12 protein-coding genes and 1 tRNA gene are annotated in these 15647 nt (G+C 44.6%); 12 read left to right on the top strand and 1 reads right to left on the bottom strand.

The features are described from left to right. Positions 1 to 5 precede the first annotated feature (5 nt). The 5 genes from BLW16_RS06665 to BLW16_RS06645 all read left to right on the top strand — a co-directional run bounded on the left by BLW16_RS06665 (position 6) and on the right by BLW16_RS06645 (position 6473). Positions 6 to 791 carry an FHA domain-containing protein gene (locus tag BLW16_RS06665; RefSeq protein ID WP_090555797.1) on the top strand — a complete coding sequence of 262 codons (786 nt, stop codon included), beginning with the start codon at positions 6 to 8 and terminating at the stop codon, positions 789 to 791. A gap of 124 nt (positions 792 to 915) precedes the next feature. Then, positions 916 to 3240 (top strand): TonB-dependent receptor, encoded by a 2325-nt coding sequence (locus BLW16_RS06660; RefSeq protein ID WP_090555796.1) that lies wholly within the window; start codon positions 916 to 918, stop codon positions 3238 to 3240. Between the two features lie 3 nt (positions 3241 to 3243). Beyond that, positions 3244 to 4053 (top strand): DUF4249 family protein, encoded by an 810-nt coding sequence (locus tag BLW16_RS06655; protein WP_090555795.1) that lies wholly within the window; start codon positions 3244 to 3246, stop codon positions 4051 to 4053. A gap of 38 nt (positions 4054 to 4091) precedes the next feature. Further along, positions 4092 to 5711, top strand: coding sequence for a hypothetical protein (locus tag BLW16_RS06650; RefSeq protein WP_090555794.1), 1620 nt, complete (start codon positions 4092 to 4094; stop codon positions 5709 to 5711). 78 nt (positions 5712 to 5789) lie between these two features. Next, on the top strand, positions 5790 to 6473 hold the full coding sequence (locus tag BLW16_RS06645) for a hypothetical protein (protein WP_090555793.1): 684 nt from the start codon (positions 5790 to 5792) through the stop codon (positions 6471 to 6473). Here the strand turns inward: BLW16_RS06645 and BLW16_RS06640 are convergent. Continuing rightward, the gene (locus BLW16_RS06640) at positions 6466 to 9849 is read right to left on the bottom strand and encodes a DEAD/DEAH box helicase (protein WP_090555792.1); all 3384 of its coding nucleotides are present in this window, start codon (positions 9847 to 9849) and stop codon (positions 6466 to 6468) included. The genes BLW16_RS06645 and BLW16_RS06640 overlap by 8 nt on opposite strands. 103 nt (positions 9850 to 9952) lie before the next feature. Between BLW16_RS06640 and BLW16_RS06635 the strand changes: the two genes are divergently transcribed. From BLW16_RS06635 to BLW16_RS06605, 7 genes are all read left to right on the top strand, one after another. Next, a tRNA-Cys gene (locus tag BLW16_RS06635) sits at positions 9953 to 10023 on the top strand. A gap of 385 nt (positions 10024 to 10408) precedes the next feature. After that, positions 10409 to 11155: a LytR/AlgR family response regulator transcription factor gene (locus tag BLW16_RS06630; protein WP_090555791.1), complete on the top strand. Its 747-nt coding sequence runs from the start codon at positions 10409 to 10411 to the stop codon at positions 11153 to 11155. A 59-nt stretch (positions 11156 to 11214) separates the two neighbouring features. Next, the gene (locus tag BLW16_RS06625; RefSeq protein WP_139298269.1) at positions 11215 to 12252 is read left to right on the top strand and encodes a sensor histidine kinase; all 1038 of its coding nucleotides are present in this window, start codon (positions 11215 to 11217) and stop codon (positions 12250 to 12252) included. Between the two features lie 224 nt (positions 12253 to 12476). Continuing rightward, positions 12477 to 13004: an RNA polymerase sigma factor gene (locus tag BLW16_RS06620; protein ID WP_090555789.1), complete on the top strand. Its 528-nt coding sequence runs from the start codon at positions 12477 to 12479 to the stop codon at positions 13002 to 13004. A 102-nt stretch (positions 13005 to 13106) separates the two neighbouring features. Continuing rightward, complete coding sequence (locus BLW16_RS06615; RefSeq protein ID WP_245735155.1) at positions 13107 to 13775, top strand: DUF1345 domain-containing protein; 669 nt, start codon at positions 13107 to 13109, stop codon at positions 13773 to 13775. A 192-nt stretch (positions 13776 to 13967) separates the two neighbouring features. Further along, positions 13968 to 14621 carry a DUF4142 domain-containing protein gene (locus BLW16_RS06610; RefSeq protein WP_090555787.1) on the top strand — a complete coding sequence of 218 codons (654 nt, stop codon included), beginning with the start codon at positions 13968 to 13970 and terminating at the stop codon, positions 14619 to 14621. A 118-nt stretch (positions 14622 to 14739) separates the two neighbouring features. Further along, entirely contained in the window at positions 14740 to 15537 is a 798-nt protein-coding gene (locus BLW16_RS06605; protein WP_245735154.1) for an SDR family oxidoreductase, read from the top strand. Positions 15538 to 15647: the final 110 nt, after the last annotated feature.

Genomic DNA, 15647 nt, shown 5'->3' with positions numbered 1-15647 from the left:
GAGCTATGTTTGATTTTTTTAAAAAGAATAACAAATTGGATGCAAAGGGCATAAGGGATACGTTTCTTCAGTTCATTAAAGAAGAACTGCAGCAGCTGGACGGTGGTGAGGGATCTTCACTGGCTGTGATTGCTGTTGCTGTTGCGCCTGCTGAAGAAGAACGGTTTCTCTATGAGGCTGCCCTGTATAATGGAAATACAGAAAAACTGCAGGAGGATATCCAGCGGATTGCAGATAATTTTGCGCTGGACCTGCCCTCCAACTGGAAACTGACATTGGAATTTGCGGATGAACTGCCGGCAGGTATGATCCGGACGAATGAAATAAAAGCGGGCCTAAGGCTCATCATGTCAGCAGCCGGAGCTGCCACAGCCGATGCTGTAGTGCTGAATGCAAGGCTAAAGATCCTGAAAGGCAAAGCCGAACAGGAGGAATATGTGTTGCATGCCGGGGATACCAGACGTATCAACATGGGCAGGGAGGCTCGTGTTCAGGCGAAAGATGGTTCATTCAGGATCAATCATATTGCTTTCCCTGAAGATCCTGTATACGAGACCAATAAATATATCAGCAGGCAGCATGCCCATATTGAATGGGATACCGCAGCTGCGGCATTTAAACTGTATGCAGATGAGGGCGGACTGCCCCCGGGAAACAAAACAAAAATCAGGACTGCGCGGGACGAATCTGTATATAAACTCAATTCAACCCAAATTGGCTATCCCTTAAAAGATACTGACCAGATAATTTTGGGCGATGTTGCCGTATTGGAGTTTACTATTAATTCATGATCAATCTGTTGATGTAAATTTATGCTCGTCTGGCGTTAAATACGTTTCTAATTATTTATGTTGGAGAATTACCTGCCTATTTTTCTTAGTTTAGGTAGCGCATGCCGATTCTGAGATCATAAATATGACCATAAAAACGTTGTACCTGTTGCCAGTAGTTTTTCTCTTTATCATTTCAAAAATCCATGCACAGCCGAAACACACCATCAGCGGGTACATCAGGGACGCACAGACAGGCGAGCAGCTGATCGGCGCAACAGTACGTGCGGAAGGGGCGCTGAGTTTTAGCACGGCCTCCAACGAATATGGATTTTTCTCTCTTACTGCACCGGCCGGTACCTATAAACTGCTTGCAGGATCTGTAGGATACCGGATCAAATCCAGCAACCTTAACCTGAATAAAAATATTCCGCTCAGCATCAAACTGACCGCAGAGGATACCCATCTTTCTGAAGTGCTCATCTCTGCAACCGGCAAAGACGAACACGTAAAATCTGCAAAGATGGGTGTTGAAAGGCTGAGCATGAAGGAAATTGAAAAGGTGCCTGTTATTTTTGGCGAACGGGACCTCATCAAAGTGATACAGTTGCTGCCGGGAGTGAAATCCGCCGGAGAAGGCAGCAGCGGCTTTTTCGTCCGCGGCGGAGGGGCAGACCAGAACCTGGTCCTGCTGGATGAAGCAGTCGTATATAACCCCTCGCATTTACTGGGTTTCTTTTCCACTTTCAACTCTGATGCGATTAAAGACGTTACGCTGTACAAGGGCAATATTCCGGCTCAGTATGGCGGCCGGTTATCTTCTGTCATGGATGTGAAGATGAATGACGGCAATAACCAGAAGATCAGTGTAAATGGCGGCATTGGTATTATTGCATCGAGGATTACGGTAGAAGGGCCGATCGTAAAAAATAAAGGGTCTTTTCTGCTGAGTGCCAGGCGTACCTATGCCGACCTTCTGCTGAAAGTGAGCAGTGACAGCGTTGCCAAACAAAGTGCCCTGTATTTTTATGATGTGAACCTGAAAGCCAACTATCAGCTGACGGCATATGACAGGATCTATTTGTCCGGGTATCTGGGGCAGGATAAACTGGGCTTAGGCGGCTTATTCGGCCTGGAATGGGGTAATAAAACAGGAACCCTGAGATGGAACCACCAGTTTAGCCCCAAATTGTTTGCAAATACGTCGGTGATCTATAGCGACTACCGCTATCATATAGACCTGTACAATACCGATAGCTTTGAGGCACATATCAACTCACAGATCAAAGACTGGAATATCAAGGAGGAGTTCAGCCTCTATCCGGATACCAGAAACACCTGGCGGATGGGACTGAATTCTGTTTACCATACCATCCGGCCGGGAGAGTACAGTGGTGACCTCACATTAGTCAACCAGCCCTATACCTTTAGCTGGGAGAATAGCGCTTACATCAGCAATGAATGGAAAGCATCCGGCCGGCTTAAAATTGAATACGGGCTACGCCTGAGTGCTTTCTCTGTACTGGGTGGCGATAATAATTTTTATGCACTGAATGCGGAAGGGGCAATCACCGATACGCTGAACTATGCAAAAGGAAAGATCGTCAGGACGTACTTTAACCTGGAACCCAGATTTTCTGCCGCTTACCAGCTGGGGGCGGCCGCTTCCCTGAAGGCCGCATATTCGCGAAGCACACAGTCGCTCCATCAACTGTCAAGTTCCGCAACCAGCAGCCCTACCGATAAATGGGTGGCTACCAATAACATTATTACACCCGAAATAGCTGACCAGGTATCATTCGGCTATTTCAAAAACCTGAAGGATAACAAGTATGAATTCAGCGCGGAAACTTATTATAAGCGGATGCAGCACCAGGTAGATTATAAGGACGGGGCAAATATCAGGAGCAATGATCCTATCGAGCCTCAGCTGCTTTTTGGCAGGGGCAGGGCTTACGGACTGGAATTGCTGCTGCGCAAAAAAACCGGACGGCTTACCGGCTGGATAGGGTATACCTTGTCCCGTACAGAAAGACAGATTGATGGGATCAATGAGGGCGACTGGTATAATGCGCGGCAGGACCGTACCCATGATATCTCCCTGGTAGGGATCTGTGAACTCGATCACAAATGGTCGCTATCCTCCACTTTTGTTTATGCCACCGGGAACGCTGTATCCTTCCCAAGCGGCAAATATTATATGGATGACCAGGTGGTGTTTTTGTATACCCGGCGGAATGCTTACCGCATGCCGGCTTACCACAGGCTGGACCTTAGTGCCACCTGCAAACTGAAGGAGCGTAAGAATTTTTCTTCAGAACTCACCTTCGGTGTGTATAACGCTTACGGCCGGGCAAATGCTTATGCAATTACTTTCAGGCAGAATGCTGAAAATCAATCGAAAACAGAAGCAGTTCAGACTTCTTTATTTAAATTCGTACCATCGGTCACCTACAATTTTAAATTTTAACGCATGAAGTGCAGGAAATTTGTTTACCTGGCCATTCTGCTGCTGTTTTGCTGCAGCTCCTGCGAAAAGGTGATCAGTGTCAGGCTGGATTCATCCAGTCCGCATATCGTGATTGAAGGGGAGATAACGGCGGCGAAAGGTCCATATGTGGTGAGCGTTTCAGAATCAAAGAACTTTGAGGAGGATAACACTTTCCCCGGACGTGACGATGCACTGGTATCCATTAAAGACCTGACCTCAGGAGTTTCAGAAACGCTGAAAAGCGCCGGGTCCGGCAAATACCAAACTGCTACGTTACAGGGAACGGGCGGACATTCCTATCAGCTGACCGTGGTATTAAGCGGAAAAACTTACACAGCAACCTCTGCCATGCCTCAGAAAATCATCAGGCTTGACATGCTGTATGCTGCCGCATTTTCAATAGATGATGAGGAGATTTTCATGGTCCCGGTATTCAGTGATCCACCCGGCAAAGGGAATTATTACAGGCTGAGGCAGTGGCTGAACGGTACACTGATCAGGGGATCCTATGTAAGAAATGACGAAGCATCGGATGGACGCGTCTTTGACGGACAACTTTATTACAGTACCGATGCGGCAGACGGCAATCCGCTGATTAAGAACGGGGACGTAATGACCGTGGAGCTACAGTGTGTAGACAAAGGAGTGTACGACTATTTCAGAACCCTTGGCACCACTATTGCACAAGATGCATCTACACCTTCCAATCCGCTTACCAATATTTCAGGCGGTGCCATTGGTGTTTTTAACGCCTGTCGTTCCAGTAAATTAACCGTAACAGCCAGGTTCTAAACCTAATCAAATATAGTAGAACATCTACCTGTCTAACCATGAAATCAACCTCTATATTGGCCATCTCTTTGTTTTTGCTGCTCAGCTCCTGTACAAATGCACAGCGCCCCGGAAAAACGCCGTCAGATAAAGACACACCAAAAAAGAATGTTCCTGCAAAGCCCGCCCCAGTCAGGGCTTTTGCCCCAAACCCCAGCCTTTTCAAAAACCATCTGGGGATCAATGCTTTTGAATGGGACTTCTCCGATGATGATAATTCTTTTATTCCTGTGGGAAGAAAGGCTGTGATGCGCTCTTTCGGCGGATTCAGGCATTATATGGACTGGGAAAAACTGGAATCTAACGAAGGACAGTATACTTTCAACCCCGTACACTCCGGAGGCTGGAATTATGATATGATCTATGAATGGTGTAAATCAGAGGGGATAGAAATACTTGCCGATCTGAAGAGTTGCCCGGACTGGCTGCAAAATACTTACCCTGAGGACAAGCGAAATGCGGAAAACGTACCCGCCCCATACGGACTGGACAGGAGCAACCCGGCCTCATATGTGAAACAGGCCAGGGTAGCCTTCCAGTTTGCGGCAAGATACGGCCATAATAAGGGAGTGCCGCGCGGACTGATGTCTGTATATACCAAAACCCGCTGGCCGGATGATCCGCAGAACCATATCAGGGCAGGACTGGGTTATGTCAGTTATATTGAATGCGATAATGAACGTGATAAGACCTGGAAAGGTCCTCAGGCACACCAGAGCGCCGAAGAATATGCCGCGAATATGTCGGCCTTTTACGATGGGCATATGGGCAGGCTTGGCAAAAATGCAGGTGTGAAAACTGCTGATCCCGCTATGAAGGTAGTGATGGGCGGATTGTCTGACCCCGATGTGAAATATGTGATCAAAATGATTGAATGGTGTAAGAAGAACAGGGGTTTAAAAGCTGACGGTTCTGTCAACCTATGTTTTGACGTGATCAATTACCATGCGTATAATAACGACTACCTGCCGGGCGGAGATGCCACCGTAGGAAAACCACCGGAACGATCACAGGCCGGTAAGATCGCCGACGAATTTGTGGCCATGTCAGAGAAATATGCAGGAGGTACTGAAGTATGGAACACCGAGTCTGGTTATGACCTGAACCCAAAAAGCACACAAAGGGCTATTGCCATTGGCGCCAAACCGGCGCTGATCACGCAGGCCGACTGGATGTTAAGATCTGCCTTGTTGTATGTGAGGCATGGAATCAAACGCTCCTTCTTTTATATGCTGGACGACTTTGATGCCAAAAGCACCACGCAATATGCCTCGGCCGGATTTGCTGAGGGGCACATCAAACGACCCGTTGCAGATTATTTTTTACAGGCTAAAAAGCTGATAGGCAACTTCCATTTTATAAAAAATATGAATGCCGATCCTATTGTTGATGTTTATAGTTTGAATGACCGGAAAATATTTGTGATGTTTGTACCCGATGAGAAGGGCAGGAAAGCGGTTTATAATCTGAATTTGGGTGACGCCTCTTCTGCTAAAGTGTATACACTGGTTCCGGGAGCGAACAGCATGAGTTCGAAAATTGTTGCTGCTCCTAAAGGGATGTTAAATATAACGCTTACAGAAACACCTGTTTTTGTAGAGCCTGTCACAAGCCGCTAAGCATACATGAAGGCGTAGAAACGTGCGGGGCGGATAAAAATTAAATGCTAATAATATAATTATAAGGTGAGGAAATAAATGGATAAGTCGGAAGTTGAATACGTATTGATCACAGTGAAATCGGGAACGGAAGAAGCCCTGAACATTAAAATTTATAAAAACGGGATTCTGGCACGCAGGGGCTGCGGAGGTTTACCCGGCGTCAGTATTTCAGGAATGAGCTTTACGGGCAGTTCGCAGTACTTTGATCAGCTCATGAACAGTGTGTCACAGCAGATCCTTGACCAAAATATAAACCATGAGGAGCAGATCAAAACAGGCTCTCTTGAATATCTGGTTGCCTTTTATGGTATAAGCGGCAATGGCGATCATGGGGAGCGTGCAGAATGGACAAGATCTACCGGACTGCGGTTTTTTATGGACGAGGGAACAAGCTACAGGCATAACTTGCTGGGATTTGCGGATGGCTTTGCCATTGAAGCAATGAAGCTGACAAACGCCTGGTACTTTGATGTGGTGATGCTGGCACTGGAGAATATGCGCTCAGATGCACTTCCTGAACAAACCCTGGTAAATGCACCTAAAACCGAAGCCGCACTCAACAAGGATTTCCAAAGTTATTTTGAACAGATCAGTAAAAAGGAGCTTCCTGAATTCATAAAGGACAAAACCTATGCAGATCAGGCCGGTCAGCCTCATTTTATAGAACTGGATATTCAGGGACAATCTATCACGTATAAGTTCGGCGTAAAAACTAACTGAACAGGTTTAACAGGTCATTCCTGGTAAGTGATTTCAGCAGCGATCCGTCGGTCTGGATGAGGTCGCTCACCAGTTCTTTTTTAGTTTCCTGCAGTTTCATGATCTTTTCCTCAATCGTATCGGGGCAGATGAGTCTGACGGCCACTACGTTCTTTTTCTGGCCTATGCGGTAACAGCGGTCTATTGCCTGGTTTTCGGCCGCAGGGTTCCACCATGGATCTACCAGGTACACATAGTCTGCTTCTGTGAGATTCAGGCCTGTGCCGCCGGCTTTCAGGCTGATCAGGAAAACACGGACCCCTTCATTCCCCTGGAAGTTCTCTACTTTGCCTGCCCTGTTCCGGGTTTGCCCGGTAAGGTATTCAAAGGAGATGTTCCTTGTCTTCAGTTCTTTTCTGATCAGGTCAAGCATTGATACAAACTGCGAAAACACCAGTATCTTATGCTGCGGGGCATGGCTCTCAATTTCTTCCATCAGCGTGTCGATCTTCGAGGAAGCCAGGCCATGAAGCAGGTTTTCGCCGAGCAGCGATGGCGAGTTACAGATCTGCCTCAGCTGGGTAAGCCCTTTCAGCACATGCAGGGAATGTTTGGGCAGGTCTTCTTCCTTTTTGCCCATCAGGAAATCAATATACTCATTTTTGCAGGCATCATATGCATTTTTCTGTTCAGTCCCCATTTCACAGTAGATCACCATTTCTGTTTTATCGGGCAGTTCTGCTGCAACTTCTTTTTTTGTGCGCCGGAGGATAAAGGGGCTCACTTTTTTCTTCAGCGCTACAGCCCTGGTATTGTCTTTGAATTTGTCTATCGGTGTAGAATAATGGTCCCTGAAGAACTGTTTGCTGCCCAATAAACCCGGACAGGCAAAGGAAAGCTGTCCGTAGAGGTCAAAGGTATTGTTCTCTATGGGCGTACCCGTCATGGTAATCTTATTGCGGCTCTGTAACAGCTTGACAGCATGGTAACGCAGGGATTCCGGGTTTTTTATGGTCTGCGATTCATCAAGAAAGATATAATTGAAGAAGTACTTCTTTAGCCAGCCAATATCATATAAAAGCGTTCCGTAGGAGGTAAGTACCACCTCATAACCGTCAAATTCACTGATAGCTTTTATCCGGTCTGCCCCGTAGATCGTACGCACTTTAAGGTCAGGTGCAAATTTTGCGAGCTCTGCCTGCCAGTTAAATATGAGCGTGGTGGGTACTACCACAAGGTTGGTATTCTGATGTGCTTTTTTTCGTTGTGACAGGATGAAAGCGATGATCTGTATCGTCTTACCCAGGCCCATATCATCGGCAAGGCAGCCCCCAAAGCCAAATTCATCAAGGAAATTCAGCCAGTTGAGCCCCTCTTTCTGGTAATCGCGCAGCTCTGCATTCAGTTCTGACGGCACCTCTAAATTTTCAATATGCCTGAAATTCTTGATTTTTGCTTTATAGGCCGATAGTTCCAGCCTTACTTCTGCAGAAAGGACATCTTTATCGTACAATTCTGTGATACTTGAAAAGTTTGTTTTAGGCGTGCGCAGGGTATCTTCCACGATATCCCCGGCAATAAACCAGGCGGTAAATTTATCTATCCATTCCTGCGGCAGAACTCCCAGGGTGCCGTCGCCGAGCTGGATAAACCTGTTCTTGTTTCGGATAGACCGGTGTAAATGTTTCAGTGACACCTTCTGGCTACCGAATTTAACTTCAAAGCTGGTGTCAAACCAGTTCAGTCCGCTGTTTACGGCAATACTTATTTTGGCCTGGTTGGGATTGATGTTGTTCCCCTTCAGGTCGTTGAAACCCAGGACTGTAATGCCCAGTTCCTGCCATTCCTCAAAAACGGATAAAAACCAGCCTTCATCAAGAAAGCGTTTTTTATGGAGGTAAAGCGCTTCTCCATCCAGCTGTTCCTCAAAATGGGGGTGCTGGCGGCTGAGGGCAGTGATAAACCTGAGCTCATCATCCTGGTCGCGCGCTACTGAAAACACGTTGCCAGACTGATCTGTGGCATAAATCTGTTTACGTGACAATACAGGGACTTCTACTTTTCCGTATTTCATTACGGGGGTGATCAGCACGTAATTCTCTGAATCTGACAGGTAAATGATCTTTTCCGTGGAATGGTCAAAGTCATTATCCCGGATCTGCTCTTCCGTGGCGGGCTTCAGGTACGAATAGGTCACGTGTATCCTGTTCTCCAGCTTTGAAAGAATATCGTCCCGGAAGACGTTGAATTTTGATTCGTGGATAACGAGATGGTTGTTGTTCTGTCTGAAGAACTCAATCACCTTTAAAAAACCTGCATCATCGATCAGGTGCATTACACCATTATATAGTACAAAATATTTATACTTTATATTCAGCATTTTGAGGTCATAGGCCTTATTGTCTAAAACCGCTTCGCCAGTTATGGTGTAAAAGTCCTTTTTTAAAGAAACAAAAAGGTTAATTTCTATTTTTTGATGTTTCAGCCTGACAGGAATAATGGAACTCAGGGTAATATTCGGGGAGATCTTTGCATCGTGATAAAAGATATCAAGCTGCAGCGGATTTTTAATCAGGGCTTTCAGGCCTTCTATCTCAATTTCAGATTTTTCAGCTTCATAACTTTGCTGGAACTTTGAGATCGCCGTATAAAATTTCAGCTCATCTATGTTTTCGGTGCCCCAAAGGTAATCCATCGGGTTTAGCTGCGTAAGCGGATTTTTTGGTTTACCGCTGACGGTTAGGGTGCATGCCAGAAGATCGGCCTGAAAATGGGTATAATAACGGTGCTGTTTTAAAACCAGTATTTTGCTTTGACTATCCCTTTCATGTGCCGGATAGGGGAGGCGGCTTTTCGGCAGAAGCAGTTCCTGTAAAGCGGTGTTTTTTTCTTTGGTAACTGGCAGAAGATCCTTCACTAAGGAGATGATTTCGTATTTTTTATGGTCATACTCCAATCCAAAGAAATCTTCCGGTTTGGGTTCGTTCTCCAATCCGTATGCTGCTGCAAATGCCTTCATCTTTTTAAGCCTCAATGGCCGGTCAAAGAAAATACGGATCTCCTGGCGGTCCATTAAATTGAACAATACACGGACCTGATGTTCGCACAGTTTATTTTTATCGGCAGTACAACGGCAGGATAAGATCAGTTCCCCATTATTTTGCCGCAGGCTCACCTGCGGGAACCTGATCTGGCTGTCCGGATCGGTGAAGGAAGCAAAGTCTACAGATATATGTGCAGGCTGAAGGTCGAAGTAGCCTTTTACGCCGGAATCAACAGGGCCTGCGCTGTGTTTGAGTATAAATACCAGACTCAGGTCAGTCATTTTAAAATCGCTCAGTACAAAGGTATCAGGAGCATTTTTCGCAGGTTCGAATAAGTTGGGCGTATATGACATGGCTTGGCAACTAAGATAAGGAATTAAAAAGTTATAATAAATTCTACTATTTAAGTATACATTATTATATTTGCTGAAGGACAGGAAATTTACCCCTCTTCATAGTCATGTGGCCGAGTGGTTAGGTATGGGTCTGCAAAACCTTTAACGGCGGTTCGATTCCGCCCATGACGTCAGCTGTCATTTTGATAATGATAAAACGTATTAGATTTTGGTTAGATCTAAGTTTTGTTTTGTTGATCCCCCGGCCGGATAGCTCGGGGGATTTCTTTTATAGCGGTAAAATCACGTGGTAACCTTTCATTCGTGTAGGTAAATGACTAGTTGGTGTAATATTATTTATTGAATGACGGAACTTTTCTAAGTTTACCGGCAAGCTAGGTTTAACAAGTTTAATCATTTGGCACTTGTACATAGATGGCGTTCTCAAAAATTGGTGTGTTTGATATACTGGAGGGGGATAAGTTCCCCTTCAGCTATATGTTTCAGGATTCTTTTCTAACCAAATACTACCAGTTATTGTCCGGGCACGTATATTGCATCTAATGCCAGATCAAAGATGAAAAATATACTTAAATGTGTGATTGTTGACGATGAGCAGCATGCGATTGATCTTTTAACAGATTACATTGCTGAACTGCCCTCGCTTTCCCTCCTTAAAACTTTTAGAAACCCCTTTCTCGCGCTGGATGGGATTACCCCGGAAGATGAAATCGATATCATTTTTCTGGATATCAACATGCCGGGCATCTCTGGCCTGGAACTCGCAAAATCATTACGTAATAAATCTAAAAAACTGGTGTTCACTACCGCGCACGCGCAATATGCACTGGACGCCTTTGAGGTAAGGGCCGATCATTACCTGCTCAAGCCCATCAGAATCAGTAAGTTTGTGGGTTTAATGGCGGAAATTGTAGACGATCTGGCCAGCGCTGTAAAACATACAGCCGCCGCCGATAAAACGAGTTTCTTTTTTATCAAAGGGGATGAAAAAAGTAAGTTCATCCGTATTGATACCAATGATATTGTTCTCGTAGAGGGGTTGAAGAACTATATCATCATCTATACAAAACAGGAAAAATTTACTACCTATCTGACCATGACGGAAGTAGAAAAGGCATTGGAGGCTGACGGGCAGTTTATGAGAGTCCACAAGTCCTTTATTGTTAAAGTGGAAGAGATCAGAAAGGTGCTCGGGAACACCATCCTGCTGAAAAACGAAAGGCAGATTATACTCGGCGTCTCTTACAAGGAAAGGTTTAACGCATATTTAAAAGAGAATACCCTGAGGACAGGGCGGAAATAGCTTTGGAACGCATACTTTATCAATTCCCAAAATTTATCAACCGGTACAGAATCCATATTTTGTCATGGAGTATCTATATCTTTTACGAGGTGTTCATCGTTGAGCTGATCAGTGGTACCAGGGGCTCCCTGAGTACCTATATTGTCCATTATATGTTTAACATTGTCCTTTTCTATATCCACGCGCATGTGGTGCTGCCTGAGGTGTTTAAAAAACCGCGGCAGGTCTTCTGGCGGCTGCCTGCGGGCGTGGCCGGGGAGGTTATTCTCTATTTTCTCACGCTCTATGCGGTAGATTATCTGCTGATGAAGTATTTTCACCTGATGGTAGAAGTCACCCTTACACTGAACAAGCTTTTCTTTGTGAAGATCATCTACCGCTCCTTCTATTTTATCGGATTTTCTACAGGTTACTATTTCCTGATCACCTTTATAAAGGAGAGAATACTGAATGAAAAACTTGAAAAGCAAAAGTTAAATGACATCATCGACCAGCAGAAGGTGAAAAATGAACTCAATACAGCCGTTAATGCCTATCTGAAAGCGCAGATCAATCCTCATTTTCTATTCAATACCCTGAACTATATCTATAACAATATCCGGAAGACCGCCCCTAAAGCAGCCGAGGCCATTATTACCCTGTCTGATATGATGCGGTACGCGATTAAGTCTGAAAACCCGGAAGGATTGGGACTGCTTTCTGATGAAATTGAGCAGCTGGAAAATCTGATCGTACTGCACCAGCTACGGCAGGAAGATGCCTTGTATCTTCACCTCAATTATCCGGCGGGCAACTGCGAGATCAGTTTCATTCCACTGATCCTGCTCACCCTGGCGGAAAATATGTTTAAACACGGCAATCTGAGCAAAATTTCCTGTCCCGCGCTGTTTACTATCAAGGTAAACGAAAGCGGTCTGGAGATCAGCACTTCCAACCTGATCAATGAGGTCAGTGAGGTTGTAAATACACATCTGGGATTGGAAAATATTAAACAGAGGCTGCATCATACTTATGGGGAAAGGGCCGCTATACATTATGGTGCGGATGCTGAAAACTATTTTCATGTAAAGGTTTCGCTGAATTACGATTGCCGGTAATTTAGATCCTGTAGTAAATAATTGCCAGTTTGGGCCTGTATTTGCAGTGTGTATGTCTGGTTTTGACTACACAATTTCTTCATACAGCTTCTTGTTAACATGCATAGATGTATTTTAGTTTTCATTCTATCTTTTGTTGAGGTTTTTTGAATTTTGTTTATACACGGTCATGTTTTGGTATGTGATTTGTAAATATTCAGGTATCTAACTTGAAAAATAAAATTATGAGCACAAACGATTTTAACTACCAGCTTTACAGTTACAAAGACTCTTTACATTCCTTCGCCATATCATTTACCAGGGATGTTGAAGATGCAAATGATTTGGTTCAGGACACCATGTTAAAAGCCATTAATTATTCCAACCACTTTAAAGAAGGGACGAATTTCAAGGCCTGGCTTTATACGATTATGAAGAATACCTTCATCAACAATTACCGCAGAGCCACAAAAACAAATTCTATCATGACTGTAACTGATGAGATCACTTCAGACAAGCTCCACTACAGCGCCAGTGTTAACGATAGTGACGGTAAGTTTGTGATGGAAGATATCTACAAGGCCCTTTCAAAACTTCAGCCTGAATATTATGTTCCTTTCCTCAAATATTTTGAAGGCTTTAAGTATTATGAAATTGCCGAACAGCTGGATATCCCTATAGGAACAGTTAAAACAAGGATACATGTGGCCAGGCAACTGCTTAAAAAAAGCTTAAAGATGCATTATCAGAACTTTTTACCAAAAGTAGCTTAGTATAACTATCTAATAATAATCAGAAGATGATCAGTGCTGGTTTTTTTGTTTAATTTGATTACCATTGTGTACTCATTTTAGAATTCAGCTATGCCATTATCAATGAACATTACAAGACTCGATGCACATCATAAATTGTTCATTTCACTTGTTACAGCACTGATCATCTTTTTTATTACCCACAGTAAGTTTTCTATTGAGACCAGCCTGGTCTGTACCTGGATAACCTTTGCCCTCACCATGATGGGCCTCTATCTTTCAACCATCTTAACGGTCCATCCCCTGGAAATGAAAAAGATTGCGAAAGTTCAGGACAGCAACCGTACCCTAATTTTCTTTTTTATACTAGCTGCAGCAATCGCCAGCCTCTATGTAGTTGTGTTGCTGCTCAGTTCAACCCGGCAATTGAAAGGAACTGAACTTTCTCTCCATGTTTTTCTTTCTGTAACAGCCGTTGTCTGTTCCTGGGCGCTGGTGCATACGGTATTCGTTTTCCGTTATGCCCACTTGTTTTATGAAAATGCGCATAAAGGTACTTCAACTTCAAAATATGTGGAAGGATTGGAGTTCCCGGAAGAAAAAGAACCTGACTACCTTGATTTTACTTATTTTTCTTTTGTGATCGGGATGACGTTCCAGGTTTCTGACGTGGAGATCAGCTCAAAACGTATCCGTCGCCTCGCCCTGATGCATAGCCTGGTTTCTTTTGCTTTTAACACGATTATCGTTGCACTGAGCATCAACATCATCTCAGGGTTGATTTCAAAATAATGGCTGCTCCCATATGCCTGTAGCATCGGCGTCAATGATCTTGCGGTAGCAAAGCTGAATGATCCGGTTAGACAGTCAATAATGAAATTCCACCGGTAAGCCCACACTGGTTTCCGGCAGTTGTTTTTTGAATTAGGGAAAACCATTTATCTGTAGTCGTGTTAGATTGTAGAAAAACTAAAAATCTGTCCTATGATTCCTATTAAAAATTTGGCGCTGATGGGCTGTGTTCTACTTTCTGTAGCCGCCTGTAACCAATCCCGTACTGACAAAACAGAAGGCACTACCACGCTTTCTGCAGATACCGCGATCACCACTGAATCCAAAGACCAGGTAAAAAATGACTCTTCCAGTCTGCAGCCTGCTGAAACGGCTTTCATCCAACAGGCAGCCATTGGCGGACTGATGGAAGTGGAGATGGGAAACCTGACTACCCAGAAAACTAAAAGCGATAAGGTCCTGAATTTTGCAAAACGGATGATCAAAGACCATAATGCAGCAAATAAAGAGCTTCAGCAGATCGCACAGAGCCTTGGAGTAAAAGTTCCCGAAGCCCTTCCTTCTGCAGAACAGAGCCACCTGGCTGCCATGCGCCAGTCGCAAGCCAATGAGTACGACCAGAGTTATATGGATATGATGGTGCAGGACCATGCCAAAACTATAGACCTTTTTAATGGCGCCAGCACTTTTAAGAATGATCAGCTGCGTTCATTTGCTTTGAAAACACTTCCTGTATTGCAGGAACACAATAAAATGGCTATAGGTATCGATTCAGTGATTAAAGTTAAAAAACCAGATAGCCGCGGGGATGACCTGCCGAATGTGGATAAAAAACACAAGAACTAATGACCAATTCTAAATGATAAACATGGAAAATCAACAATTATCAGCCAATCCCCATGACAAATACCCTGTTCCTCCTTTTCCAAAACAGGACCAGAATGCACCTTGAACTGAGAATCAGATGCACCCGGCTGCAGATCATGGTGAACAATCTTATAAAGGTTCAGGAAAACTGGAAGGAAAGAAAGCGGTTATTACCGGTGGTGATTCAGGAATAGGCCGTGCAGTGGCTATTGCGTTTGCCCGCGAAGGTGCCGATGTGCTGATCAGCTATCTTGACGATGCGGAAGATCAGGATGCCGAAGATACTGCCGAACTGGTGAAACGGGCCGGCAGAAAAGCCGTCCTGGTAAAAGGAGACCTGAGAAGTGAATCACATTGTAAGGAAGTAATAGCAAAAGCTGTGGCGGAATTCGGGCAAATAGATATCCTGGTGAACAACGCCGCATTCCAGATGGCCAGAAAAACACTGCAGGACATCCCCGCTGATGAATGGGAACGTACATTTGATACGAATATCACCCCAATGTTCTATCTCTGCAAAGCTGCTGAGCCGCATATGAAGCCAGGCAGCAGTATCATCAATACCACATCGGTGAATGCGTACTCACCAAGTTTCCAGCTGCTGCCTTATGCAGCTACAAAAGGTGCCATACAAAACTTTACCGCTAACTTAAGCCAGATCCTGCTGGGGAATAAAAAAGGTATCAGGGTAAACGCAGTGGCGCCGGGACCAATCTGGACTCCCTTAATCCCTTCAACGATGCCGGAACCCGAAAACTTTGGTTCAGACACACCTATGGGCAGACCAGGGCAGCCGGTAGAAGTTGCACCTGCATATGTTTTCCTGGCCTCAGACGAGGCGAGTTATATTGCAGGAGCTACAATTCCTGTTACCGGGGGAAGAATTACGATATAAGTTTGTTTAATTTGAATGGAATCGCTGAAAACTCATTTTTTCGGCGATTTTTTTATGTTTATTTATTTATTCCATGGAAAATTTTTATAATGACTGGTTTGTTAATAATT

Origin of the sequence: Pedobacter hartonius, assembly GCF_900107535.1 — a bacterium.
In the GTDB taxonomy this organism is placed as follows: Bacteria; Bacteroidota; Bacteroidia; order Sphingobacteriales; family Sphingobacteriaceae; genus Pedobacter; species Pedobacter hartonius.
This window is presented reverse-complemented; position numbering and strand designations above follow the sequence as displayed.

Coding starts and splice junctions, on each gene's coding strand:
- BLW16_RS06610 (WP_090555787.1), top strand. CDS start 13,968: ATGATTCCTATTAAAAATTTGGCGCTGATGGGCTGTGTTCTACTTTCT.
- BLW16_RS06665 (WP_090555797.1), top strand. CDS start 6: ATGTTTGATTTTTTTAAAAAGAATAACAAATTGGATGCAAAGGGCATA.
- BLW16_RS06655 (WP_090555795.1), top strand. CDS start 3,244: ATGAAGTGCAGGAAATTTGTTTACCTGGCCATTCTGCTGCTGTTTTGC.
- BLW16_RS06615 (WP_245735155.1), top strand. CDS start 13,107: ATGAACATTACAAGACTCGATGCACATCATAAATTGTTCATTTCACTT.
- BLW16_RS06605 (WP_245735154.1), top strand. CDS start 14,740: ATGCACCCGGCTGCAGATCATGGTGAACAATCTTATAAAGGTTCAGGA.
- BLW16_RS06645 (WP_090555793.1), top strand. CDS start 5,790: ATGGATAAGTCGGAAGTTGAATACGTATTGATCACAGTGAAATCGGGA.
- BLW16_RS06660 (WP_090555796.1), top strand. CDS start 916: ATGACCATAAAAACGTTGTACCTGTTGCCAGTAGTTTTTCTCTTTATC.
- BLW16_RS06640 (WP_090555792.1), bottom strand. CDS start 9,849: ATGTCATATACGCCCAACTTATTCGAACCTGCGAAAAATGCTCCTGAT.
- BLW16_RS06630 (WP_090555791.1), top strand. CDS start 10,409: ATGAAAAATATACTTAAATGTGTGATTGTTGACGATGAGCAGCATGCG.
- BLW16_RS06620 (WP_090555789.1), top strand. CDS start 12,477: ATGAGCACAAACGATTTTAACTACCAGCTTTACAGTTACAAAGACTCT.
- BLW16_RS06650 (WP_090555794.1), top strand. CDS start 4,092: ATGAAATCAACCTCTATATTGGCCATCTCTTTGTTTTTGCTGCTCAGC.